General features: G+C 43.1%; 24 protein-coding genes and 1 tRNA gene. 15 read left to right on the top strand and 10 right to left on the bottom strand.

Annotation, left to right across the window (positions count from 1 at the left end):
- The first annotated feature begins 1 nt into the window (after position 1).
- The 12 genes from V6E90_RS14840 to V6E90_RS14785 are packed head-to-tail and all read left to right on the top strand — an operon-like array spanning position 2 to position 11,528.
- Entirely contained in the window at positions 2-1,543 is a 1,542-nt protein-coding gene (locus tag V6E90_RS14840) for an HAL/PAL/TAL family ammonia-lyase (RefSeq protein ID WP_332605818.1), read from the top strand.
- A gap of 9 nt (positions 1,544-1,552) precedes the next feature.
- Positions 1,553-1,981, top strand: coding sequence for an acyl-CoA thioesterase (locus V6E90_RS14835; RefSeq protein ID WP_004802675.1), 429 nt, complete (start codon positions 1,553-1,555; stop codon positions 1,979-1,981).
- Positions 1,974-2,651 (top strand): LolA family protein, encoded by a 678-nt coding sequence (locus V6E90_RS14830; protein WP_332605780.1) that lies wholly within the window; start codon positions 1,974-1,976, stop codon positions 2,649-2,651. Before V6E90_RS14835 ends, V6E90_RS14830 begins: the two co-directional genes overlap by 8 nt.
- Positions 2,626-4,938 (top strand): MMPL family transporter, encoded by a 2,313-nt coding sequence (locus V6E90_RS14825; protein ID WP_332605779.1) that lies wholly within the window; start codon positions 2,626-2,628, stop codon positions 4,936-4,938. Before V6E90_RS14830 ends, V6E90_RS14825 begins: the two co-directional genes overlap by 26 nt.
- Positions 4,939-4,963: 25 nt before the next feature.
- A complete protein-coding gene (locus V6E90_RS14820; RefSeq protein ID WP_442881264.1) occupies positions 4,964-6,259 on the top strand; it encodes an NAD(P)/FAD-dependent oxidoreductase in 1,296 nt (431 codons plus the stop codon).
- A 1-nt stretch (position 6,260) separates the two neighbouring features.
- Positions 6,261-6,815, top strand: coding sequence for a DUF3261 domain-containing protein (locus V6E90_RS14815; RefSeq protein ID WP_332605778.1), 555 nt, complete (start codon positions 6,261-6,263; stop codon positions 6,813-6,815).
- Positions 6,812-8,005, top strand: coding sequence for a beta-ketoacyl-[acyl-carrier-protein] synthase family protein (locus V6E90_RS14810; RefSeq protein WP_332605777.1), 1,194 nt, complete (start codon positions 6,812-6,814; stop codon positions 8,003-8,005). The genes V6E90_RS14815 and V6E90_RS14810 overlap by 4 nt, the downstream gene beginning before the upstream one ends.
- Positions 8,006-8,434 carry an ApeP family dehydratase gene (locus V6E90_RS14805; protein WP_332605776.1) on the top strand — a complete coding sequence of 143 codons (429 nt, stop codon included), beginning with the start codon at positions 8,006-8,008 and terminating at the stop codon, positions 8,432-8,434.
- 17 nt (positions 8,435-8,451) lie between these two features.
- Positions 8,452-9,177 carry a 3-ketoacyl-ACP reductase FabG2 gene (locus V6E90_RS14800; RefSeq protein ID WP_332605775.1) on the top strand — a complete coding sequence of 242 codons (726 nt, stop codon included), beginning with the start codon at positions 8,452-8,454 and terminating at the stop codon, positions 9,175-9,177.
- Complete coding sequence (locus V6E90_RS14795) at positions 9,177-10,400, top strand: beta-ketoacyl-ACP synthase (RefSeq protein WP_332605774.1); 1,224 nt, start codon at positions 9,177-9,179, stop codon at positions 10,398-10,400. The genes V6E90_RS14800 and V6E90_RS14795 overlap by 1 nt, the downstream gene beginning before the upstream one ends.
- A gap of 17 nt (positions 10,401-10,417) precedes the next feature.
- Positions 10,418-10,852, top strand: a complete 435-nt coding sequence (locus V6E90_RS14790) for a hypothetical protein (protein ID WP_023271351.1) — start codon at positions 10,418-10,420, stop codon at positions 10,850-10,852.
- Between the two features lie 22 nt (positions 10,853-10,874).
- Positions 10,875-11,528, top strand: coding sequence for a 4'-phosphopantetheinyl transferase family protein (locus tag V6E90_RS14785; RefSeq protein WP_332605773.1), 654 nt, complete (start codon positions 10,875-10,877; stop codon positions 11,526-11,528).
- Positions 11,529-11,550: 22 nt separating this feature from the next.
- Here the strand turns inward: V6E90_RS14785 and V6E90_RS14780 are convergent, their stop codons facing one another.
- Positions 11,551-13,017: an NCS1 family nucleobase:cation symporter-1 gene (locus V6E90_RS14780; RefSeq protein WP_332605772.1), complete on the bottom strand. Its 1,467-nt coding sequence runs from the start codon at positions 13,015-13,017 to the stop codon at positions 11,551-11,553.
- A 192-nt stretch (positions 13,018-13,209) separates the two neighbouring features.
- On the opposite strand from V6E90_RS14780, the gene V6E90_RS14775 reads away from it, so the two are divergent.
- The gene (locus tag V6E90_RS14775; RefSeq protein ID WP_332605771.1) at positions 13,210-13,923 is read left to right on the top strand and encodes an aspartate/glutamate racemase family protein; all 714 of its coding nucleotides are present in this window, start codon (positions 13,210-13,212) and stop codon (positions 13,921-13,923) included.
- A 123-nt stretch (positions 13,924-14,046) separates the two neighbouring features.
- Here the strand turns inward: V6E90_RS14775 and secF are convergent, their stop codons facing one another.
- From secF to queA, 7 genes are all read right to left on the bottom strand, one after another.
- Positions 14,047-15,015 carry a protein translocase subunit SecF gene (gene secF, locus V6E90_RS14770; protein WP_332605770.1) on the bottom strand — a complete coding sequence of 323 codons (969 nt, stop codon included), beginning with the start codon at positions 15,013-15,015 and terminating at the stop codon, positions 14,047-14,049.
- Between the two features lie 10 nt (positions 15,016-15,025).
- Positions 15,026-16,927, bottom strand: a complete 1,902-nt coding sequence (secD, locus tag V6E90_RS14765) for a protein translocase subunit SecD (RefSeq protein ID WP_016540693.1) — start codon at positions 16,925-16,927, stop codon at positions 15,026-15,028.
- A gap of 51 nt (positions 16,928-16,978) precedes the next feature.
- Positions 16,979-17,308: a preprotein translocase subunit YajC gene (gene yajC / locus V6E90_RS14760; RefSeq protein ID WP_005206306.1), complete on the bottom strand. Its 330-nt coding sequence runs from the start codon at positions 17,306-17,308 to the stop codon at positions 16,979-16,981.
- A gap of 108 nt (positions 17,309-17,416) precedes the next feature.
- On the bottom strand, positions 17,417-18,547 hold the full coding sequence (tgt, locus tag V6E90_RS14755) for a tRNA guanosine(34) transglycosylase Tgt (protein ID WP_005206304.1): 1,131 nt from the start codon (positions 18,545-18,547) through the stop codon (positions 17,417-17,419).
- A 442-nt stretch (positions 18,548-18,989) separates the two neighbouring features.
- Positions 18,990-19,559 carry a LemA family protein gene (locus V6E90_RS14750; protein WP_332605769.1) on the bottom strand — a complete coding sequence of 190 codons (570 nt, stop codon included), beginning with the start codon at positions 19,557-19,559 and terminating at the stop codon, positions 18,990-18,992.
- Positions 19,560-19,590: 31 nt separating this feature from the next.
- Entirely contained in the window at positions 19,591-20,619 is a 1,029-nt protein-coding gene (locus V6E90_RS14745) for a hypothetical protein (RefSeq protein WP_332605768.1), read from the bottom strand.
- A gap of 178 nt (positions 20,620-20,797) precedes the next feature.
- Entirely contained in the window at positions 20,798-21,835 is a 1,038-nt protein-coding gene (gene queA / locus V6E90_RS14740) for a tRNA preQ1(34) S-adenosylmethionine ribosyltransferase-isomerase QueA (RefSeq protein WP_016162594.1), read from the bottom strand.
- Between the two features lie 180 nt (positions 21,836-22,015).
- Here queA and V6E90_RS14735 point away from each other — a divergent pair.
- Positions 22,016-22,102: transfer RNA gene (locus V6E90_RS14735), tRNA-Leu, on the top strand.
- A 139-nt stretch (positions 22,103-22,241) separates the two neighbouring features.
- Here V6E90_RS14735 and V6E90_RS14730 read toward each other — a convergent pair.
- Positions 22,242-22,727: an NF045616 family extracytoplasmic (lipo)protein gene (locus V6E90_RS14730; RefSeq protein ID WP_332605767.1), complete on the bottom strand. Its 486-nt coding sequence runs from the start codon at positions 22,725-22,727 to the stop codon at positions 22,242-22,244.
- Positions 22,728-22,884: 157 nt separating this feature from the next.
- Positions 22,885-23,328, bottom strand: a complete 444-nt coding sequence (locus tag V6E90_RS14725) for a hypothetical protein (protein WP_032865931.1) — start codon at positions 23,326-23,328, stop codon at positions 22,885-22,887.
- A 300-nt stretch (positions 23,329-23,628) separates the two neighbouring features.
- On the opposite strand from V6E90_RS14725, the gene V6E90_RS14720 reads away from it, so the two are divergent.
- Entirely contained in the window at positions 23,629-24,900 is a 1,272-nt protein-coding gene (locus tag V6E90_RS14720; protein ID WP_332605766.1) for a sensor histidine kinase, read from the top strand.
- Positions 24,901-24,933 lie beyond the last annotated feature (33 nt).

Raw genomic sequence — 24,933 nt, 5'->3', positions numbered from 1 at the left:
AATGCTCAAGCCGGTTCTGATTGTCGGCGAGCAGCCACTCAGTATTGAAGATGTGGTGGCGGTTGCTCGACAACAGCGTCAAGTGGCTTTGCCGACAGCAACAGCTTGGCGTGAATTGATTCAGCGTGGTGCAGATTTTCTGGATCAGCTGTTGTTGGATGAAGGCGTGATCTACGGTGTTACCACAGGCTATGGGGACTCTTGTCTGGTTGAGATTCCGATGCATCAAGTCAATGAGCTCCCTTTGCATCTGTCTCGTTTTCATGGCTGCGGTCTAGGTGAAAATCTAGACCTGATCACTGCCCGTGCCGTGGTGGTAACTCGTCTTTGTTCCCTTGCACGTGGTTATTCAGGTGTGTCTTTGGCCTTGCTGGAACGTCTGGTTTGGATGCTGAATGAAAATATCATTCCTGTGATTCCGTCGGAAGGCTCTGTTGGGGCAAGTGGTGATTTGACGCCGCTGTCTTATATTGCAGGTGCTTTGGTGGGGGAGCGTGATGTCTATGCGCAAGGTAAGATTGTGCCGATTGCGCAAGTCTATGCTGAACAAGGCTTGGATGCCTTGGTGTTACGCCCGAAAGAAGGCTTGGCACTGATGAATGGTACTGCGGTGATGACGGCGATTGCCTGCTTAAATTATAAAAAAGCAGAGCAGGTGGCTTTGGCCAGTACCTTGATTACCGCTTTAAATGTCTTGGCCCTAGAAGGCAATCCAAGTCATTTTGATGAAGTTTTATTTGCCCAAAAACCGCATCAAGGTCAGCAACAGATTGCCCAGCAATTACGTGAATGGCTGAACAGTGAAGTGCAGACGGCACACCAAAGTCCACGCTTACAGGATCGTTATTCTTTACGCTGTGCGCCGCATATTATTGGTGTATTTGAAGATTCAAAAATCTGGTTACGCCAGTTTATTGAAAATGAATTAAATTCTAGCAATGATAATCCGCTGATTGATCCGGTGAATTTACGGGTGTTACATGGCGGTCATTTCTATGGTGGGCATATTGCCCAAGCCATGGACAGTTTGAAGATTATGATTGCCAATATTGCCGACTTGATGGACCGACAAATTGCCCAGTTGGTCGACCATAAAATGAATCATGGTTTAGCGCGTAATTTAACGGGTGCCAGTGCCGAGCGCTTACCACTGAATCATGGTTTTAAAGCGGTTCAAATTGGGGTTTCGGCTTGGACCGCAGAAGCCTTGAAACATACTTTGGCAGCCTCTATTTTCTCACGTTCGACCGAATGCCATAACCAAGACAAAGTCAGTATGGGCACCATTGCTGCCCGAGATGCGACTCGGGTCATTACCTTGACGCAGCAGGTTCTGGCGGCCTTATGTTGTGCCAGTGTGCAAGCCGTGCATTTGAAAGGTGTTGAATCTCAATTAAGCCCGCCTTTAAAGGCCTTTGTCGAGTGGACCTTACAAAGTTTTGCATTACTGCAAGAAGATCGTCCTTTACAAACTGAACTACAACAGATTATTGATCGTTTCGACAATTTTGAATTGTTCAATCAATTCCAGCAACAGGTCTAGGAGCGACAGATGCAGGCAGATGTAATCATTGAAATCCCGTTTCATGATGTCGATACCATGAATGTGGTCTGGCATGGACATTATTTAAAGTATTTCGAAATTGCACGTTGTAAGTTATTGGAACAGTTTAATTATAACTATAACCAGATGAGAGCATCGGGCTATGCATGGCCTGTGATTGAAAGTCATGTGCGTTATGTACAGGGGATTGAGTTTGAACAGAAAATTAAAGTTCGCGCAATTCTGAAGGAATGGGAAAACCGGTTAAAAATTGAATATCTGATTCTCGATGCAAACACTGGACGACGTTTAACCAAAGGCTATACCACGCAAGTGGCTGTGAACATGGAAACCCGAGAAATGTGTTTCCAGTCACCGCAAATTTTATTGGATTGTTTAAATGCATGGGATGCGTTTAAGGAGCACCCGCATGGTTAATTCTGCTTTTCTGAATCGCAATCGCTTTGTTGCATCGATACAACAGCGTACTTGCTGGTTGTTACTCAGTGTTGTTAGTGTATTGTTCAGCTTGAGTGTTTCAGCATCAGCACATGCGGATCAGGTCGCGACGATTTTTAATCAGCTTGCTAAAAGTGAACTCATCCGAGCCGATTTTGAACAGCAAAAGAAGTTGGCAAGTTTAAACAAAACTTTTGTTTCCAATGGCACACTGACCTTTGCAAAATCCAATGGGGTACTTTGGCAAATTAAACGACCTGTGCAAGCAGATTTGATCGTAACCCAAAAGAAACTCATCCAGAAAACACAACGAACTTATAGCCAGATTCAGATTGACCAATCCCCTTATAGTTCGGTTGCGAGCTTATTTTTGCAACTGATGTCGGGTGATGACAAAGCCTTGGCCAAGAATTTTAATGTGTTATCCGCCAATTACAGCCCGAGTGGGTGGAATATTGCATTAACACCTAAATCAGCGCTATTTAAAAAGTTGTTCCTGAGAATTGATGCGCAGGGGCAGCAGTATGTCAATAAAATCGTAATTCAAGAACAGGCCAATAACAGCACCACGATTTTATTCCGTAATCAAACCACTCAACCGAATCAACTGACGGCTGCTGAAGATGCGCTTTTCCAATTGGCAAAATAAATTCACAGCCATCTGGTTAATTATTTTAACGCTGGTTGGGCTTACGCTGGCGGTGGCATGGGTCAAAAAAGAAATCCATATCCAGACCAATATTTTTGCTTTGCTGCCTGAAACGCAAAAAAATCCTGAGCTTGCTAAAACACAGCAATATATGAGTGATCAACTCAATGAAAAGGTCTTTGTTGTTTTAGAAAGTCAGGATCAACAGGCCTTAACGCAAGCCACTCAGTTGTTCCAACAGAAGCTACAACATAGTGAGCTGTGGCAACCGCTTCGACCGCAATTGGATTTAGCGCAGTTTTCCAAACAGTTATATCAACATCGGGCAGGTTTGCTGAATCAACAAGACCGACAGTTTTTGCAACAGCAGGACTATGAGGCACTGACTGAACAAAGTCTGATGCAGTTAATGAGTGTCGGGATGCCGATCACCGCGACCTCACTACAACAAGACCCTTTGTTGCTGTTTCCACGCTATATGTTGAGCGCAGCCAATCAGCTTTCCAGCAATGTTGAGCTGGAAGATGGTTTTGCAACCATTCATGATGAGCAAAAGACGTCACGCTTATTGGTTCTGCAATTAAAACAGAGCCCTTATAACATTGATTATCAGGAACAGGTCAGCGCTTGGATTAAACAGCTACAGCCTGAGCTGAATAAGTTACAGGTTCAATCGCATTGGACGGGGACCATTTTATTTTCTAATTATGGAACCCAGTCGGCCAAGCAAGAAATCTCGACCATCGGCCTCGGTTCGACCTTGGGCTTAATTTTGTTGGTTTGGTTTGGCTTTCGTTCATTCCGCCCCCTCATCACTGAATTTATCGCTGTATCGACGGGGAGCTTACTGGCATTTGCGGTGACGCATCTGGTGTTCGGTGAAATTCATCTGATGACCTTGGTCTTTGGCGCAAGCCTGATCGGGGTGTGTGTCGATTTCTCTTTCTATTTTATGGCAATGCAATCGCAGCACCCTAAACTGGATGGATTTAGGATTCTTAGACCGCTGTTGCCAAGCTTATTTATGGGCTTAATGACCACGGTTGTGGCTTATATTTTTCTGAGCTTTACGCCGTTTCCAGCCTTTAGACAAATTGCGGTGTTTTCAATTGTCGGTTTGGTCGCTGCCTGGATCACCAGTGTGTTGCTCCTACCGCGCTTAGCTCCGCTGAATGCACAAGCTGCAATTCGACGCTTAGCTTGGATTGGAATGGCCAGACAATGGTTTCAGCAACATCAAAAACTACGTTATGGCTTTATTTTGAGTATCTTACTGATTGGAGGAGGCAGTCTATTTGCTTTGCAATCCAATGATGATATTCGAAACTTGCAAAGTATGGATACCAAGCTGAAGCAGGAAGACCAATATATTCGTTCCTTGTTTGCTCAGCAGCAAAGCAGTGATTATTTTGTTGTGCGTGCGCACTCCAGTGCTGAGCTTGAGCAGCAGGAAGCACAATTGATTGATCAATTGCAGCAATTGCAAACTCAGGGACAAATTGAAGGTTTTCAAGCTTTGGGACAATGGATTCCTCCTTTGGCCCAGCAGCAGCAAAATGTGCAACTACTTCAGCAGATTCCTGCCACGGCACTGAAAAAGTATGCGGAAAGCATGGGGTTGAATTTTGCTGATCTACTGCAATGGCAACAACAATTGCAGCAGCAACCTTTACTCACAGAACAGGTGTTTCAACAACATCCCTTGGCATTTTTACAGCTCAGTCCTACCGAGCGTCTGGTCATGGTTCGTGGGGTGAAGCAGGCGCAGCGATTGCAGCAACTTGAATCCGCACAGATTGCTTTCCAACAACCAGTGAGCACTCTCTCTGGTGCGTTTGCACAGCATCGTCAGCAAGCGCAGCATTTACTGATCTATGCCTTATTTGGACTGGCACTGGGTTTGGGCTTGGTCTATGGCAAGCGTTCGATTATGCCGCTGGTTCTGCCTGTGACTTTGGCACTCATCAGTACCTTTGCTGTACAGGCTTGGTTGGGTGTGGAAATTAACTTGTTCAGTATTATGGGAACCTTCTTGATCATTGGGATAGGCGTGGATTACGCGATTTTCTATCGACATGGACACGATCATCCACAGGTGGTTGGCATGGCGTTGTTTTTGTGTATGATGTCGACCTTATTGGGCTTTGGGCTATTATCATTGAGTCATACTTATGCGATTCATTGTTTTGGTCTAACCGTTTTATTGGGTGTGATCTTTTCATTTGTTTATGCAACGTTGCTTACGCCAGCCGATCAACACCATCTTGTGAATTTAGAACAGCATTAAAAAGATTAAATTTTTAGGGGCAATAATGAAGATGATACAAACAGCCGATGTGGTGATTATTGGTGCTGGACCTTCTGGCAGTTCAGCCGCAGCCTTGCTCCGTCAAAAAGGCTATGCGGTCACGGTGATTGAAAAACAATATTTTCCGCGCTTTTCGATTGGTGAGTCTTTATTGCCGCAGTGTATGGTGTTTCTAGAAGAAGCAGGCTTATTAGAAACTGTACGGGAACATGTTCAATCCCGCGCCTTCCAGTTTAAAAATGGTGCGGCATTTTTGTGTGGTGAAAAACGTAGTCATTACGATTTCACAGAAAAATTCAGTGCGGGGCCAGGTACCACTTGGCAAGTGCGCCGAGCTGATTTCGATCACTTACTGGCTCAACAAGCACAGCAATATGGTGCGGATATTCGTTTTGGACATGAAGTTGTTGCTGTCGATGTTGAAGTAGAACACCCTGTTTTAACCGTGCTAGATGAGGCGCAGCAGCGCTATCAGATTCAAGCCAAGTTTTTATTGGATGCCAGTGGTTTTGGTCGCCTCTTACCGAAGTTTTTAGATTTAGAAAGCCCATCCAATTTCCCAGTGCGTCGTGCCTTGTTTACCCATATTGAAGATGGAATTGGTGATCGTGCTGATTTTGACCGTGACAAAATTTTAATTACCGTGCATGAAAAAGATCGTCGTGCTTGGTATTGGCTGATTCCCTTTGCCGATGGTCGAGCTTCCTTTGGTGTGGTGGCCGAGCAGGATTTCTTTGATCATTATCAGCTTGAAGATGCCGCTCAGAATGAACCTGACTTGTTATTGAAACGGATTCTAGCTGATGATCCTGCATTATCTCAGGTCTTGGCACAGGCGAAATTTGATACACCAGTTCGAACTTTGGTTGGTTACTCGGCAAATGTTAAACATTTGGCAGGTCGGAATTATGCCTTGCTCGGCAATGCAGGCGAGTTTCTCGATCCTGTATTTTCATCGGGTGTGACCATTGCCTTGAAATCTGCCAGTCTGGCAATTCCTTTGGTTGATCGGGTACTGCAAGGCGAACAGGTGGATTGGATGCAAGCCTACGAACTACCACTACGTAAAGGGATTAAAGTGTTCCGTGCTTATGTTGAGTCTTGGTACGAAGGCGAGTTTCAGGATGTGGTATTCGCAAGCAATCAAAATGACAACATTCGTCGTATGGTTTCATCATTACTGGCAGGCTATGCATGGGATGATCAAAATCCGATTCATAAAAATGCCAAACGCCGGTTAAGCACCTTGGCCGAATACTGCCGTGAAGGCGTCGCGCAAGAGAAAGCCTTAGAGGTTTAAGATGCAACGGATCTGGATAACGTTATTATGTTGTGGCATGTTGCTGTTGAGTGCTTGTCAACTGGCGCCCCATGCACAGGGGCTGAAAAGCAGCCATTGGCCAGCACAGCAATATCAACGGCAAGACCAAGTTGAAGTGCAGTGGAAGGATAAAAGCTTTAGCTTTTTGCTGTATCAGCAACAGCAAGGTCATCAGCTCAGTCTGGTTGCTTTGGGTTTAACGGGACAGCCTTTGTTTCAATTACAATTTGATGGGCAGCAGGTCAAAGTACAGCAACGCATTGATCAGATGCGTTTATTGCCTTTCGAGTTTGTGGTTCGGGATTTGTTATTCGCGACCTATCCTCAGTTTGCTCAATTAGGACAACAAGCCGTTCGGGTACAACAATCGGCAACGCAACAGCAAGTTTTTATTGCTGAAAAGGCGGTATTAGCGATTCAAATCCAAGCTAATAGCATTGAGCTTGATAATTTGCAGGTACCATACCGCATGACCTTGAGCCCGATCGAAAATACCTTGAATAGTGATCAATCTGGGCAAGGGGTGCAACCATGACTCAATCTTTATCTCAGTTGCAAGCGGTTGGGATTCCTGTGAGTGTTGGGCTTTCTGCATTAGGTCAGGATATTCAGCAGATTCGTGAAGGTTTAACGACTCCTGACAATACCTTGACACTGGAAGCAGGGTTTTTAGCCGATCGTCCAGTTTGGGTGGGACGCTATGCAGAGCCATTGATAGACACTGTACCTGAATCGCTAGCTCGATTTGACTCACGTAATCTACGTTTTGCATTGACTGCGCTGCAAAAAATCGAGACTAAACTTCAACAGCAAATTGCCAGCATTGATCCAAGCCGCCTAAGTATTGTGATCGGTACTTCGACCTCGGGGATATCCGACAGTGAGCTATTACTGAAACAGTATTTTGATGGTAATGATACTATTGAAGTGATGCATCAACCGCAAGAAATGGGTTGCCTAGCCCAGGCTTTACAGGTTTATCTCGGCTGGCAAGGGGCGGCTTATACCATTTCGACCGCCTGTTCTTCCAGCGCCAAGGCCTTTGCCGCAGGACAACGTTTAATTCAGGCAGGTTTAGCTGATGCGGTATTGGTCGGTGGCGTAGATACCTTATGCCAACTGACCTTAAATGGTTTTAACAGTTTGGAAAGTTTATCGGCAGATGTTTGCCAACCCTGCGGTGTCAATCGTGATGGCATTAATATTGGCGAAGCTGCAGCTTTATTTCTACTGACCAAAGCCTCTGCACCAATTATGTTATATGGTGTGGGTGAATCGATGGATGCATGGCATATTTCTGCACCGCATCCTGAGGGTTTGGGGGCAGCGAAAGCGATGCAGTGTGCCTTGGACAGTGCAGCAATAACAGCACAGCAGGTGGGGTATATCAACTTACATGGAACTGCCACACCGCAAAATGATGCGATGGAAATCAAGGCTGTTCGACAAGTTTTTCAAGAGTTGAAGGTGCCCTTAAGCAGTACCAAGCATAAAACGGGACATTGTTTGGGAGCGGCAGGTGCGATAGAAGCTTTTATCTGTACCCAACTCTTACAAGATCAAAGTGGCTTACCTTTACATCAACAGGTTGAGATTGATACTGAGCTTGCTGATCAAAACTATGTCACAGATGCTCGGCAGACCGAGAACATTCGTTATGTGTTGAGTAATTCTTTTGCTTTTGGCGGCAGCAACATCAGCTTGTTATTTGGGGTGCAGCACTAAATGAAATTGGATGCGATTGAATATATTCCACATCAACAACCTATGGTCTTTATTGATCATTTGCTCGAAGTCAAAGAAGGTTATGCCATTGCCGAATTGACCATTCGTCCTGAATTAATGTTCTGTGAGGCAGCGGGTTTACCGACCTGGACAAGTATTGAAATTATGGCGCAAACCATTAGTGCCTATTCAGGTTGGATGGGGCAACAATTACAGCAAGCACCGAAACTGGGTTTTTTGTTGGGCACACGCAAGCTACAGTTACCCTTTGCGTATTTTGCGCTTGGACAGACTTTGAGGATTCGCGTTGAACAGCAATATCTGCATGAAGGTTTAGGGCAGTTTTCTTGCGAGATTACTGCTGCTGAGCAGGTGATAACTGCCTTACTCAGTGTTTATGAACCAGCTGATCAATCGACATTGATATGATAGTTTTAGGAACAACAATGAATAGAAGAATATTGGTCACGGGTTCAAGTCGTGGCATTGGTAAAGCAATTGCATTGCAATTGGCTCAGGCGGGTTTTGATGTGATCATTCATGCCCGTTCACGGGAGGCGGAAGCAGCTCAGGTGGTTGAGCAGATTCAGCAATTAGGACGAAACAGCCATTACTTATTATTTGATGTGAATCAACGTGAGCATGTCAAAAGCGTATTAGAGCAAGATGTTGAACAGCATGGTGCTTTTTATGGGGTGGTACTGAATGCAGGTCTTACCCATGACGGTGCTTTCCCTGCATTAACTGATCAGGACTGGGATGAGGTCATTTCGACCTCTTTAGACGGTTTTTATAATGTGCTTAAACCCTTGATCATGCCGATGATTCACTTACGCAAAGGTGGCCGAATCGTGACGCTTTCTTCGGTCTCGGGCATTATGGGCAATCGTGGACAGGTGAATTACAGTGCAGCAAAAGCTGGCTTGATTGGGGCAACCAAGGCATTGGCTTTGGAATTGGCCAAGCGCAAAATTACCGTGAACTGTGTGGCGCCTGGTTTGATTGAAACAGAAATGGTCACCGATGAAGTCAAACAACATGCATTAAAAATGATTCCAATGCAGCGTATGGGGCAGGTGGATGAAGTGGCGGCTGTGGTGAAATTTTTATGTTCAGATGAGGCATCGTATATTACCCGTCAGGTGATTTCGGTCAATGGAGGACTGATCTGATGAAGCGTGTTGTGGTTACAGGCATGGCAGGTATTACCTCATTAGGCGAAACTGCGGATGACATCTTTGCTCAATTCCATGCGGGCAAGAGCGGTATTTGCTATATGTCCGAATGGGAGCAATATCCAGATTTAAGAACCAAGCTCGCAGGTCCAGTGACAGATTTTCAGGTCGCCAAGCATTTTAATCGCAAAGTGACACGGGGTATGGGGCGTGTTGCATTAATGTCGGTCATCAGTGCTGAAAATGCCTTGCACGATGCGGGCCTAATTGGTCATGAGATATTGAGCAGCGGAGAGGCAGGTGTGGCTTTTGGCTCATCTGCTGGTAGTGTGGATGCGGTGCGCGAGTTTGGCAATATGTTGATTGATCAAGACATGAGTAAGATCAATGCCACCACCTATATCCGCATGATGTCTCACACCAGTGCGGTCAACATGACGGTTTACTTCGGCTTGAAAGGACTTACCTTACCAACCTCGAGTGCATGTACTTCGGGTTCAATGGCGATTGGTCAGGCTTATGAAGCGATTAAATATGGCAAACAAACGCTGATGCTTGCAGGCGGCGCGGAAGAGCTGAGTGCCGCAGGTGCTGCCGTTTTTGATGTTTTATTGGCGACCAGTGGGATGAATGATCATCCTGAAAAATCTCCACGACCGTTTGATACACGACGCGATGGCTTGGTGATTGGCGAAGGTGCAGGTTGCTTGATTCTTGAAGAATATGAACATGCCAAGCAGCGTGGAGCTACGATTTATGCAGAGATTATTGGTTATGCAAGCAATACCGATGGGCAGCATGTAACCAAGCCTGATAGTGAGCGGATGGGGCAATGCATGCAAATGGCATTGAAAGATGCACAATTGGATGCCAGCCAGATTGACTATGTCAATGCACATGGGACCTCAACTGATCAAGGTGATATTGCTGAAAGTCAAGCTACGGCAAGGATTTTAGGACCTAAACCGATTAGCTCATTAAAAAGCTATTTTGGGCATACCTTAGGGGCATGTGGAGCAATTGAAGCTTGGCTGGGTATCGAAATGATGCAGCGTGGACAATTGATTCCAACGTTGAATTTGGATGAAATTGATCCACAATGTGGTGATTTAGATTATATTACCCAGCACGTGAGAGCGAGTAAGATCGAGATCATGATGAGCAATAACTTTGCTTTTGGTGGGATTAACACCTCTTTGATTTTTAAACGAACAACATAACAAGTAAGGGGCATAAAATGTCGATCAAACAATTATTTTTAGCAACTGTATTAACAGCTGGTTTTACTGCATCTGTTCACGCTGCAGATACCGTGCATAATCTGGATTTTAAAGCGGCGGTAGATCGTGCAGTTGCCGATGGAACGCTTGATGGAACGGTCAAGTTTTATCTGAAAGGCACCAAATCAGGTGGAAAAGTAGTAGAACAAGATATCGTCACCAATCAGAAAACCAATGGTTTTGGTAAGTCAGCAGAAAAGTCATGTGATTGGGTGCTTCGTTCAGCATTAATCCAGTTAGACAAAGCTGCGAAAGCGCGTGGTGCCAATGCAGTAACCAATATCGTGAGTTATTTTAAGAAAAATGAATCTCAAAGCTCGACCACTTATCAATGCTATAAGGGCATGGCAGTGGCGAGCGTTGCGCTGAAAGGCGATATTGTGAAGTTTTAAGTGATTTGATTCGGTTAAGCCAATGACGCTACGTGAAATTGAAATCCATGTTCAGGCATTGGCACAACTGCTTGAAAAGCCTAAAACTGATTTTGCTGATTTAAGCAGCTTTAACCATTATAAAAAGCAGCAGATCAGGGACTACCGTAATCATCTGTTGGCGGAACGATTGCAAACTGATGTTACGACGCTCAGTTTTTCCAAACATGAACATGGTAAGCCCTTTTTAAGTTCGCATACCTTGCATTTTAACCATACCCATAGTCAGCAATATTATGCCTTGGCGATGAGTGGACAGGTCAAAGATCTTGGGATTGATGTCGAAGAACTGGATCGTAAAGTGCGTTTTGATGCCTTGGCACAACATGCGTTTCATGCCGAGGAATATCAGACTTGGCTGCAGCAGGATCAGGATCCAGAATATTGGCTGCGGGTCTGGACCACCAAAGAGGCGGTATTGAAAGCGTCAGGTCTTGGTATTCGTTTAGACTTGAATAGTTTGAATACGCAGGTGCATCCATCCCATCATGGCGGCATGTGTTCTCACCCCTTGATCGGTCACTTTGCCTATCAACATTTTATTCTCAATCAGAAGATGGTGCTGACTATCGCATGGCGGGCAGAGCCATCTTGTCGTGGTTTTCAGTTTCCGCGAATACAGATCATTCAGTATTAGCGAAAAACCACCATCAATGTAGTCATTGATGGTTTTGAGGAAGATTCAAGCTTTGCTGATGACGAACACTATTTGCTTTTATAACAACACTTTCCCGAGAGAGGCTATAGTAAAAACTGCTGCCCAGTATGACTCCAATAAACCAGTTAAACGCTGCCAAAAACTGAAAACTCGGAACAAGCACCAACAACAGACCGATACTGACCGATGCCATTAAGCTGATCACGGCTTTTCGATTGATGCCTTTTTGATAGTAATACGCTGCAGTGGGTTGATCGCTAAATAAGTCATTGACCCGCACTTGTTGTTTGTTAATCAGATAAAAGTCAGCAAGTAGAATGCCAAATAATGGGCCGATAAAAGCCGCTAAAGTATCAAGGGTATAGTGAATCAGTTCTGGGGAGTTAAATAAATTCCATGGGGTGATAAAGATCGAACCGATTGCTGCAATCATGCCCGCTCTGCGGAAATTAAGAAAGCGAGGTGCGAGATTAGAAAAATCAAAACCTGCCGAAACGAAATTCGCCACGATATTAATGCCAATGGTCGCAGTTAATACCGTCAATAAACCGAGCACCACCACAAATCCGTTATCGATCATGGCAACCGTTTCGAGTGGATCATGTACCATTTTTCCAAAAACACTAAAGGTACCAGAAACAATCATCACTACAATGATGGCAAAGAAAATAAAGTTAAACGGCAGTCCCCAAAAATTCCCTTTTTTAACCTGTTGCATATTTTTGCCATAACGGGAGAAATCTCCAAAGTTGAGTAGTGGGCCAGAGAAATAAGACACCACCAATGCAATGGCAACAATGGTTTGCATGATCTGCTGATTGACGCTGAGCTGTTTATTACTGAGGTTAAAGGAAATATGATGCCAACCCGCTTTCCACACCAGCCATAAGGCCAATGCTAACATCACCACATAGACCATTGGACCTGCCCAGTCGATAAACACCTTGATGGTGTCCATCCCTTTCCAGAACACCAATGCTTGTATCGCCCAAATAAAACCAAAACAGATCCAGCCAATCGTGCTTAGACCTGCAAATTCAGTTAGTGTAAGCGGGTGTAAGGTTGGATAGAACTTGAGTAGAATCATCATCAGGGCATTAGATGCTAGCCAAGTTTGAATGCCATACCATGAAACCGCAATCAGGCCGCGAATTAAGGCTGGAATATAGGCCCCATAAATTCCGAAGGCTTGGCGAGAGATCACAGCATAGGGAACCCCTGAAATTTGGCTGGGCTTAGCCACCAAGTTCGCCGCAACTTGAACAATCACGATACCAATGAGTAAGGCAAGCAGAACTTGCCAGCTGGCCAGACCGAGTGAAAATAAGCTCGCTGCGACCACATAGCCGCCCATACTATGTACATCAGACATCCAAAAGGAAAAGATGTTATACCACGTCCAATTTTGTTGCGCAGGGATGAGATCTTCATTGGAGAGTTTAGGACTATAGTTCGGGTTATCGCTCATGACGGGTCTGCAAGATAAACAACTGTTCAGACCAGTTATGCAGAAATTAAGCCAACTTCTTATTATTGTTTTAAATTTATTATTAATTTATTGATTATATTTATTTAAATATTTAATTTTATATTTTAACTGTTCAGACCAGTTGGATTGAAATATGATCAAGCTTATTTTTTGAATTAAAAATGTGCAGAAATGAGAAACGCGACTCGAATTCAAATCATTAATCCAAATACCTGTATCCAAATGACCACATCGATTGCTGAGGCTGCACGTCAGGTAGCCGCGGCAGATACCGAAATTATGGCCCAGTCTCCTGAGAAAGGCGTGTTATCGATTGAGGGGCATTTTGATGAGGCAATGTCTGCTATTGGGGTGCTTGAGTTAATTCAACAAGGCAAAGCACAGCAGGTCGATGGGCATATTATTGCTTGCTTTGGTGATCCTGCTTTGTATGCGGCGAGGGAATTGGCTCAGGCACCTGTGGTTGGCATTGCCGAAGCTGCATTTCATATGGCCAGTTTGGTGGCGACAAAATTCTCGATTGTCACCACCTTAGCTCGAACCAAAATTATTGCTGAACATTTATTACATCAATATGGCTTTGAACGAAAATGTGCACAGATTCGATGCATTGATCTTCCGGTATTGGCATTGGAACATGATAAGCAAGCGGCCTATGAAAAATTATTGGCAAGCTGCCAGCAAGCCAAAATGGAGGATGGAATTGGAGCGATCGTCTTGGGCTGTGGTGGCATGGCCGAGATGGCGGATCAGGTCAGTTTAGAGTTGGGAATCCCGATTATTGATGGGGTTCGGGCTGCGGTCAAATTGATTGAGGGCTTACATGGTTTAGGCATTCAAACCAGTAAGTGGGGAGATTATGATTATCCCTTAATAAAAGGATAATAAAGCGCAACTGCGTGTAAAAATATCGATTATGAGCGTCTGTTTAAGTTCAGCTTTTCCTTAAAGCGCATACAAAAATGCCAGCATTTCGCTGGCATTTTTGTTCAATCCAAAGAAAGGAGATTAAGGAATCTCTTCTTCTTCAAATTCAGGCTTAACTTGAACAATAAAGTCCTGACGATTCAGACCACGCCATAAGGCGAATGCTGTACCGATATAGATCGATGAGTAGGTTCCCACAAATACACCAACAAACATTGCCACAGAGAACCAATGTAGACCATCGCCACCCAAGAACATCATGGCAAGGACCACGAGTAATAAGGTCATCGAGGTATGAATAGTACGACGAAGAGTCTCTGTTAGCGCAATATCCACGATTTCACGGGGTGTAGCACCGCGAATCTTACGGAAGTTTTCACGGATACGGTCCGATACCACGATGTTATCGTTGAGTGAGAAACCGATCACCGCAAGTACAGCCGCAAGTACGGTTAAGTCGAATGGCCATTGGAACAATGCAAATGCACCGATAATGATGATGATATCGTGGAATAACGACATTACCGCACCCATCGCCAGTTTAAACTCGAAGCGAATGGTGACGTAGATCAACATCAAGATGAGTGCAAGCGCAACTGCACCCGCAGAACGTACATAGAGTTCATTACCCACTGCACCACCGACCGCATCGACCTTATGGACTTCTACGGTGTTATTCGGTAATTGCACTGCTTTGGTGATGCTATTGCTGAGGTCTTCAACATTCAGGTCTTCTTGCACGGGCATACGCACAATCAGGTCTGTATTACTTCCCAAAGTCTGCACCACAGCATCTTTGAATCCCGCACGATCTAAGGCCTGAACCACTTGCGCAGGCTGAACCCCTTGCGTGTAGTTAAGCTCTGCAGAAATACCACCAGTAAAGTCTAGACCTAGGTTCAGCCCTTTGGTGACGATAAAGAAGATACTGGCAATGGTAATCAGGATCGAGAAGATGGCCGCAGGTTTGGCAATCTTCATGAATGGGATGATTTTTAGATCATCTGGGCGACCGTATTGCTTTGAGTCTGGTTGAGTCAGATCAGTCATGTGAATCTCCTTAAATACTCAACTTTTTCAAATTACGGCGTTTGCCATAAATGAGCTGTACGATGGCACGGGTAACGGTAATTGCAGTAAACATTGAACAAACAATACCAATCATCAAGGTCACCGCAAAGCCTTTGATCGGACCTGTACCAATCGCGAACAAGATGAACGCAACCAGTAATGTGGTTAAGTTCGAGTCGAGAATGGTGTTATAGGCACGATCATAACCAGCGACAATTGCTTGTTTGGGCGAGGCACCCCAGAGCATTTCTTCTCGGATACGTTCACAGATCAGGACGTTGGAGTCGACTGCCATACCAATAGTAATCACGATACCTGCAATACCTGGTAGGGTAAGAGAGGCACCAAGCCAAGACATCACGGTTAAGATCATGGCAAGGTTAAACACCAAGGCAAAGTTGGCGATCAAACCGAATAAACGGAAGAACACCACCATCCAGATCGCAACCAACAAGAAACCGATTTGGGTCGATAATACACCCTTATCAATGTTTTCTTGACCCAAGCTTGGACCTACAACACGCTCTTCAACGAAGTACATTGGCGCAGCCAAAGCACCCGCACGCAGCATCAAGGCAAGTTCTGCCGCTTCTTGTGGAGAATCTAGACCAGTAATACGGAATTGTGAGCCCAATACGGCTTGAATGGTTGCAGCGTTGATCACCACAGATTCAGTATATGGAGTACGAACTTCAGTCTGGACACCCGTGTTTGGATCAGCCACGTAAGAGATTTTTTGTTTATTTTCGATAAACAAAACCGCCATACGTTTGCCGACAGCACCACGAGTGGCATCTGCCATCAACTTACCACCTGAAGAATCCAGCGTGATGTTTACTTCAGCACCACCAGAGTCTTGGCTAAAGCCAGAACTTGCGTTTTGAACACGTTCACCAGTCAAAATACGGTTACGTTGTAACAGCAATTGACGACCACTGTCTAAAGACTGATAAGCAAAGACTTCAGTCCCTGGAGGAAGCGGCTGACCATTATATTTCCCTGTATATGGGTCAATATATTGATCATTACTATCTGCGACCAAACGGAACTCTAAGTTTGCCGTACGACCCAAGACACGTTTTGCTTCTGCGGTATCTTGTACACCCGGTAATTCAACCACAATACGGTTGCTACCTTGGGTTTGTACCAATGCTTCAGCCACACCGAGTTCGTTAATACGGTTACGTAAAGTAGTTAAGTTTTGGTTGACTGCATAAGATTGAATTTCCTGACGACGCGCATCGGTATAATTCAGTCTTAAAGTCGCACCAGATGATGTTGCAACCGCTTGTTGGGTAAACTCATTGCCATTACGACGTAAAAAATCAGTCGCTGCATCACGGTCTGCATTGCTGGCAAACTGGACAGTAATGGTATTGTTATTTAAAGCAAGGTTGTTAAATTTGATTTTGTTATCACGGAACTGACGACGCAAATCAGTCGCAGATGTTTCCATACGCTGACTAATCGCTTTATCCATGTCGACTTCGAGCAAGAAGTGTACACCGCCACGTAAGTCCAAACCGAGTTTCATCGGTTTTGCCCCAATCTTTTGCAACCACTCAGGAGTGGTTGGTGCAAGGTTGAGTGCAACTACATAGTCTTCACCTAAATCACGACGTAACACTTCTTTGGCTTTTAACTGTTCTTCAGAAGAGTTTAAGCGTAATAATGCCGCGTTGTTGGTAAAGCTATTGTCGTGACTGCTTATGTTGGCAGTTTTTAAAATCTGCTCAGCTTTTTGCACGATGGTCTGATCAATTTTGGTGCCTGCTTTTGCCCCCGAAATTTGGACAGCAGGTTCATCTGGATACAGACTTGGAAGTGCATATAACGTACTGATCACAAGTACCACAAGGATCAGTAAATATTTCCATGCAGGGTAACGCATTCGCTTTCTTCTTAAATGAAAAAGTCGTGCTGAGGCACGACTATTTTATGATTAAAGGTTATTTAATGTGCCTTCAGGTAATACTGAAATGACACTCGCACGTTGGATTTTTACCTCAACACCACGAGTGAGTTCAACAACTGCAAAGTCACCTTCAAGTTTGGTAATTCTCCCCATTAAACCACCAGCAAACACGATCTCGCTGCCTACACCCAAGCTTTCGATTAAAGAACGATGTTCTTTAGCACGTTTTGCCTGAGGTCTCCAGATCAAGAAATAGAAGATTGCGATGAATACCGCGATCATCAATAAGTTTGCCATAAGGCTTGGACCTTGTGCCGCAGCAGGTGCAGCGTGAGCAGTAGAGATGAAAAAACTCATTTCGATTTCCTAAAATTAAAAGGCAAAAAATTAACAATAAATTCCAATTCGTTTTGCAATGTACCTTGTCTTGCGATCAGGCGCAAATCTTGATGCAAATCGTTCTGCTTAGTCTTCTGGACATGCTGGAACTTCTAATCCACGACGGGCATAAAAGTCCTGAACGTATTCATCAAATGTGCCATTATCCAATGCATCACGCATACCTTGCGTCAGGCGTTGGTAGTAACGCAAGTTGTGGATGGTGCCAAGCATTGATGCCAGCATCTCACCACACTTCTCTAAATGATATAAATAGGCACGAGTAAAGTTTTTACAAGTGTAGCAATCACAATGTGGGTCTAAAGGCCCTTTATCATGGCGATATTTACTATTACGGATTCTGACCAGACCATCGGTGACAAAATAATGACCATTACGAGCATTACGGGTTGGCATCACGCAGTCAAACATATCGACACCACGACGAACCGCTTCTACGATGTCTTCTGGTTTACCAACACCCATTAAGTAACGAGGTTTGTCTTGTGGCATTTTGTTGGGTAGATAATCAAGCACCTTGATCATTTCTTCTTTTGGTTCACCGACCGATAAGCCACCAATCGCATAACCATCAAAACCAACTTCTAACAAGCCTTTGAGTGACTCGTCACGTAGGTCTTCGTACATCCCACCTTGAATAATGCCGAATAAGGCATTTTTATTGTTAAGCGCATCATGGTGGTGCGTTTTACAACGTTTGGCCCAGCGTAAAGAAAGCTGCAATGATTTTTGCGCTTCTTCATGGGTGGCAGGGTAAGGGGTACATTCATCAAAAATCATCACGATATCTGAGTTCAATACATGTTGAATCTCCATTGAAATTTCTGGAGACAAGAACACCTTGGAACCATCAATCGGAGAGCGGAAGGTCACACCTTCTTCTTTGATTTTACGCATTGCGCCCAAGCTAAACACTTGGAAACCGCCTGAGTCAGTCAAAATTGGTTTATCCCATTGGATAAACTCATGCAGACCGCCATGCTCTTTAATCACTTCCAAACCTGGACGTAAGTAAAGGTGGAAGGTGTTTCCTAAGATAATCTGTGCTTGAATTTCTTCAATATCACGTGGGAGCATGCCTTTAACCGTACCGTAAGTACCCACAGGCATAAACACAGGGGTTTCAACCACACCATGTTCTAAAGTAAGTCGACCACGACGGGCGCGCCCCGACTGGCCTAATTTTTCAAATTTCATGTAATAACCTGAGCAAGATCGAAGTGCTACTTTGATTGCAGCGCAAGGAGGCGAAAAAACAGTTCGCTGATCGAAAGGGGCTATTTTCCCCGATTATGGCGTGTAGTTCTACTACTAAATGTAGCGAGAGATAAAATAGATTTAGTTTGATAAGTTTTGGGTGATATTTGTTCGAATGTTGATGAGCAAATACTGATTTAAGTGAATAAGGTTTTTGCATTTTGTAATGCGAAATTTGTGAGGGAATTTGCTATCGAGATGGCGGCATGGATGCCGCCGCGTTAGACTGCGGTAGCAGGGATGTACCGTCAGTCTATGAACAGCGATTAAAGCTGTGCAAGGGTTGGAGTTACTTTTGCCAAAACAAAAGTAACTCCAACCGAAGGTTTTTGCTGAAATGAGTGAGATAACGGTAAGACGCAAAAATGTTATAACTACCGCACTAAAAATTCGGTTTATAGTCAAAATTTTCAGTCGCCAGATTATCCTTAAACGGGCGAATCGCTTTCTTGGATAAAGTCAGGGTATTGATCAAGTTGTTTGGAAACACTTCGATCTGGTTATTAAACAATTCCACGTTACGGTTAAAGATGGTGATTGCCGCACCGACGTTCTCGTTTTGCTCCTGAATATCATCCATCATCTTGCTATACAGCGCATCGGCTTTCAGTTCGGGGTAATTTTCGACCACCACATTCAGACTACGAATCAGCTCCTTACTCATTTTCTCAATTTGTTGTAATTGGGAAATATCCGTGTCATTCACATTCAGATTGAGAATCTGTTGGCGCAATTCGGTGACTTTTTCTAAAGTTGATTTTTCGAACTGAGTATATTGATCCAGTGTTGCTTCCAAGGCTTCTAAGGTCTTTACTTTTTGACGTTCGAAGTTGGCCACTTCTGACCATGCCCGTTTGGTGGCATTAAAATAACGCACGATATTATTACGGATAGAAATGCCCCACACGATCAGTGCGACAAAAACTCCCAAGAAGATCAGTAAACCTGTCATCGCCATTCCCCTTATTGTTATTGCTCAATGATTAGCGAATTAAATTCAGCATGAGTTGTTGAAACTTATGATATTGCGGCATGGTCATGGTTCTTAAGTGTCCACGTAATGCTGGAATATCCTGAATGTCACTGCGTTTACTGGCGGTTTGGAAAAGATTTTGTTCGCCCACGTAACACATGATTTGCTCTTCATGATGATAAATTAAATCACCTGTAAAATGTTGAAAAAAATCATGTAGTTTTAAGGTGAGGCTCGGGCTGATTGCTTTGGCAAGTTGGTGTTGATCAAGACCAAAGATATTCAATTCTTGATTAATCAAAATATCACTGCTTTGCCATGAGCTGGTGTAGGGCGCAAAGAAGCGAGTGCGTTGATTGCTGACGGCAATTCCTAAGGCTGGCATTTGAAAAATAAACGCACCCCACAAATCTTTATGGATTTTTTTGACAATTTTTTTATCACTGCTTTGATCCTGTAGGATCGGCATTTCACTGACATAGTGATACTGAAATAGTAGAACCTGATGTTCTGTGTTGCCATCATGCCATGTGGTCGATGCGTATTGGGTAATCTCGTTGGCTTCATTACCCCGATTAAATAGGGGGAAATGTTGCTTTAACTTACTGATCACCAAAAGGGGCTGCGCTTGAATCGGTAAATAAGCAGGCAATTGCTGGAACTGCAAACCATAGCGTAATACGGTCATGCGTTCTTCTAGATAATGAATGACACGTGTTAATGGTTGTTGTGGTTCATAGAGCAAATAGGCCAGAAAACCAGTAAGGAATGTACCCAGTAGGCTCCAGATATATTGAATATGTGGATGTAGAAAATAACCAAAGATTAATGTGCCTACGCTGATCAATGCGAATAAATAGGGCAGTACATTAAAAAAACGCAGGCTGTGATCGTCACGCCAAGGATGCAGTGCATCTAATAGGGCTTGATCGCTATGTGCTTTCTGCCCAACCTCCCAAAGCCGAGCAATATTGCGAAAAACCTGCGCATTTTTTTTACGTCTGATATGCAGCGCTTGTTGTACAGTGTCGATTGGCATGGAAATAATCGTTTCATTATAATGGGGTGGTCTTGTCTGAATTATGCGTTAAATTTCAGAAACTAAGAAGTCTGTAATCTGAATCTAGCTGTGTTTTATTATTTTGAATGAACGGCTTTTACCAAAGCATTTTTATAGGGAAAATCGACTAAACCGTAATTTAGTCGATTGATCAGTATTAAGCGTCGAGCTTATCCACCAACATCGCATCGCCATAACTAAAGAAGCGATAACGTTGTTCTACTGCATGGGTATAAGCCGCCAAGATATTGTCACGATTGGATAGCGCTGAAACCAACATTAATAAGGTCGATTCTGGTAAATGGAAGTTGGTGATCAAACGATCCACGATGCAGAACTGATAACCTGGATAGATAAAGATTTGCGTATCACCAGTCCAAGCTGCAATTTTGCCTTGATTGGCTTGTGCTGCACTTTCTAGGGCACGGGTCGCCGTGGTACCCACTGCAATGACTTTATTACCGCGTGCTTTGGTGGCCAAAATCAGGTCAATGGTCGCTTGTGGTACGTCACACCATTCACTGTGCATAATGTGATTAGTAATGTCAGTGGTACGCACAGGCATAAACGTTCCTGCACCGACATGTAGTGTGACAAAGGTTTTTTGCACGCCTTTCGCGGCTAATTTTTCTAATAAGCCTTGGTCGAAATGCAGACTGGCAGTTGGTGCTGCAACGCTGGCAATTTTTTCAGGGTCGTGGAACACGGTTTGATAACGTTCAGTATCAATCTCTTCCGCTTCACGGTTGAAATAAGGTGGAATCGGCAGTTGGCCGTATTGATCCAGCACCGACAAAATCGGTTGTGAAAACTTCACCACAAACAGATTTTCATGGCGACCTTGTACGGTGACAGGCACCGCATCTTCACCGATATACAGTTCTGCGCCAGCTTTCGGTGAGTTGCTTGATTTGATGTGGCAATGGGCAGTGTGGGTGTCCAACATGCGCTCAACCAGAACTTCGATAGCTCCGCCTGTAGCACGTTTGCCTTTTAAGCGTGCTTTCATGACTTTGGTGTCATTCAATACCAGCAAATCACCGTCTTCGAGCAGGTCGAGAATATCGGTAAAGGCGTGGTCGTGATACTGACCTTGTGCATCGATATGCAGCAAGCGAGATGCGCTACGGCTGTCTAATGGATAGCGAGCAATAAGTTCATCGGGGAGATCAAACGAAAAGTCGGAGAGTTGCATACATCTAAAACATTGCAAAAATTGGGCGTAGTATAGTCTTTTTTGCGTTTTCTCGCTGAGTTCGCGTGTTTATTGATAGAAAAATATCTGAGTGATTTAAAAGTGAGCAATAAGCGTAAGTTAGTGTTTGACAATAAAATCAAACAGGTTATTATACGCAACACAAAGCATCGCACTCTTCCCGAGGTGGTGAAATTGGTAGACGCGGCGGACTCAAAATCCGCTGTCAGAGATGACGTGTCGGTTCGAGTCCGACCCTCGGGACCAAGATTCAAAGACCCCAAGCTGGTATTAAAGGCTTGGGGTTTTTTAATGTCTATCAAAATGAATTAGATACATATTTCTAACGAAAAGTCTTTGCTTGCTACACTTCGTTGAAGTGTACGTAAGCAACTTTTAAGATAGTTTAATTTAATAAACTGACGAACCAATAATAGATATTTTTTAACATTCTCCAAAGACCATTGCTAGAGTAATCATATTGATTAGTACCACAATATATACCTTTCTCTAGATCTGCTTTAGCTTCTAATAATACAGTTTTTCCTTCAGTAGTCCTATTTACGCAAATTCTTTGCGCATATGATTGGTTTGTTTCCAGAATAACTTCATATGGAAAAGGCTCTTTAAATTCAGAAGATTTAATTTTAATACAGTTTTCTTCGTTTATAGGCATTTTAAGATTCAAATAGGTTTTTGAGTAGGAAGAGTGAAAAGCATTAATTCCATCTACTTTACCTATATAAATTAAGGTCTGATTTTCATATGCTTTGTCATACGCTCTTTTTGTAAATACACAGACATCATTGTCTTTAACTTTGACATATAGGGAGGAATGTGGAGAAGCATTGGCAGTACTACTAATAAGAAGTAATAAATATAATAATTTCATCAGGTTTTATTTGGTTGCTTAGATATATTATTTAGCTTAATGGGATCCACAAGAAATAGTGCTTATCCGTATTTGAAATTTCATGGTAAATACCTTGAATTAAGCTTCAATAGTGCTTGAGCTTAGTTTAAGAATTTGCATAGTTCTATCTGTAGTCTTATAGATTATGGCATTTTTGAATAAATGTGTGAGGTTTTTCACTTTGTTGTTTGGTAAGTATTTTGTCTCTATGTAAACAAAAACCAACTGTGGTAAATCCAATACCAGTTCTATTTAATCCTTGCTCACCTAACAATATATAGTAAGCATGATTTTCTAAAATATGATTTGATTTGTAGTTCTTTAAAATAATTTCTTTCATTTCTTTGTTGATTTCTTTAGACACAAATAATTTTTTATAAGTTATACCATCTGATTCAAAGTTTTCATAATCATTAATTTCATAATGATAAACTAAAACTTTTTTATCTGTCGGAAATGAGAAGTGAAGATTGTCTCGGTTGCTAGAAACAACAATATCAGTTTTTACATTGTTCTGACTTGTGCATCCAATAACTAGGAATAGCATAAATGAAATAAGAAATATATTAAATAGTTTCATATCAAAACCCTTGTCATGGAATAACATGTCTAACTTTCTCTCTTCTGGATTGCTATTTCTGAGTGTAGATGCATTGATTGAGATTTATGATGATTTAAAAGTAAAGCATTTACCTGGAGATTAGTTTATCTATTGGGATTTGATCTAAGTTAAAATTTAATGAAATTTCACGTTTTGTTGCGAATTGATTGAATCAACAATTGCCTTTTCTGTTAAAGTTTGTTAATACTAAGTGATAGTTTTCACATTTTTTTTATAAAACGTAAAGAACCGTATAACGAAAATATTCGAGAGGCGGGAATGACGATTCAATTATTAGAACTACAGCAAGCCGAAAAGTTAAGTGCTTGTAAAATCTCTCTTTCTTTGGGGCTAACTTCAGAGCAGAACTTGCTTGAGCAATTTTTACAGTTCAATCGAAAACTGATGCAAGCCAGTACCGCATTGCTATCATTTCACCAAGAACCTTATCTGTGGCACCGTTGCCCTGAAAAACTCAAAGCCATTGATGCTGCAAAGATTAGCAAAAGTCTAAATACGCTATTTGTGAATGGTGATCTGGTCGATAGCGACCATCCGCAATACTCAACCTTACTGGCATTTCTCGCACCACTGAAAAAGAAAATTCAAAGCGCAGTCGCACTACATCTTAGACATCCAGATCAAACTTCACTCGGTTATATCATCCTGTTTGATGAAGCTGCTCAAGGCTTTAGCGATCTACAAAAACAACTGCTGCAAGAACATTGTGTCAACTTCATGCAACAACTGGAATTGAAGTTTAACCATGACGAGTTGAAAGAACTATACGAACAAGAAGCTGCACTCAATTTTAGTAAAACCAAATTCTTTTCGATTATTTCCCATGACCTACGTGCGCCATTTCATGGGCTACTCGGTTTCTCTGAGATATTAGCGAAAGAACGTGAAACCTTAGACGAATCCAGTATTCAGAATATCGCTGACTATCTTTACGACACTTCGCAATCGACCTATAACTTATTGGAAAGCTTATTGAATTGGGCGATGGCGGAAGGTGGGCGTTTTGTCTATCACCCGATCAATTTTAAGTTGCGCCAGATCACCAATATTGTGACCGACATTCTTAAAACTTTGGCGATTAAGAAGAATATTCAACTGATTAATGAAGTGGATGAAAATCTTAAAGTCTATGCCGATATGAATATGATCACCTCGGTGATTCAGAATTTGGTGTCGAATGCGCTGAAATTTACCGATGTTGATGGTACAGGTAAGGTCTATATTCAAGCACAACATAAAGGCACCTATGTTGAAATCTATGTTAAAGACACTGGTCTCGGCATGACCCAACAACAAATCAATGACTTGTTTCAGCCACGGATTACCATGAGTTATAAAGGCACTGCAGGAGAGAAAGGTGCAGGTTTGGGTTTAAGTTTATGTAAGCGCTTTGTAGAAATGAATTTGGGTGAAATCAATGTCAGCTCCAATGAAGGCGAAGGCACGGTATTTACCGTGTTGCTGCCAATCGAACGTGAACAGGTTGATTTATGTACGGATCAACAAAAAAGCAAAGCGAAATTAGTCTAAAGAGATTTTAAAGATAAGCTTGTAACTGATATA

Origin of the sequence: Acinetobacter sp. ESBL14 (genome assembly GCF_036668815.1) — a bacterium.
In the GTDB taxonomy this organism is placed as follows: domain Bacteria; phylum Pseudomonadota; class Gammaproteobacteria; order Pseudomonadales; family Moraxellaceae; genus Acinetobacter; species Acinetobacter gyllenbergii.
Note: the sequence above shows the minus strand (reverse complement) of the source record. Positions and strands in the feature narration are given on the sequence as shown.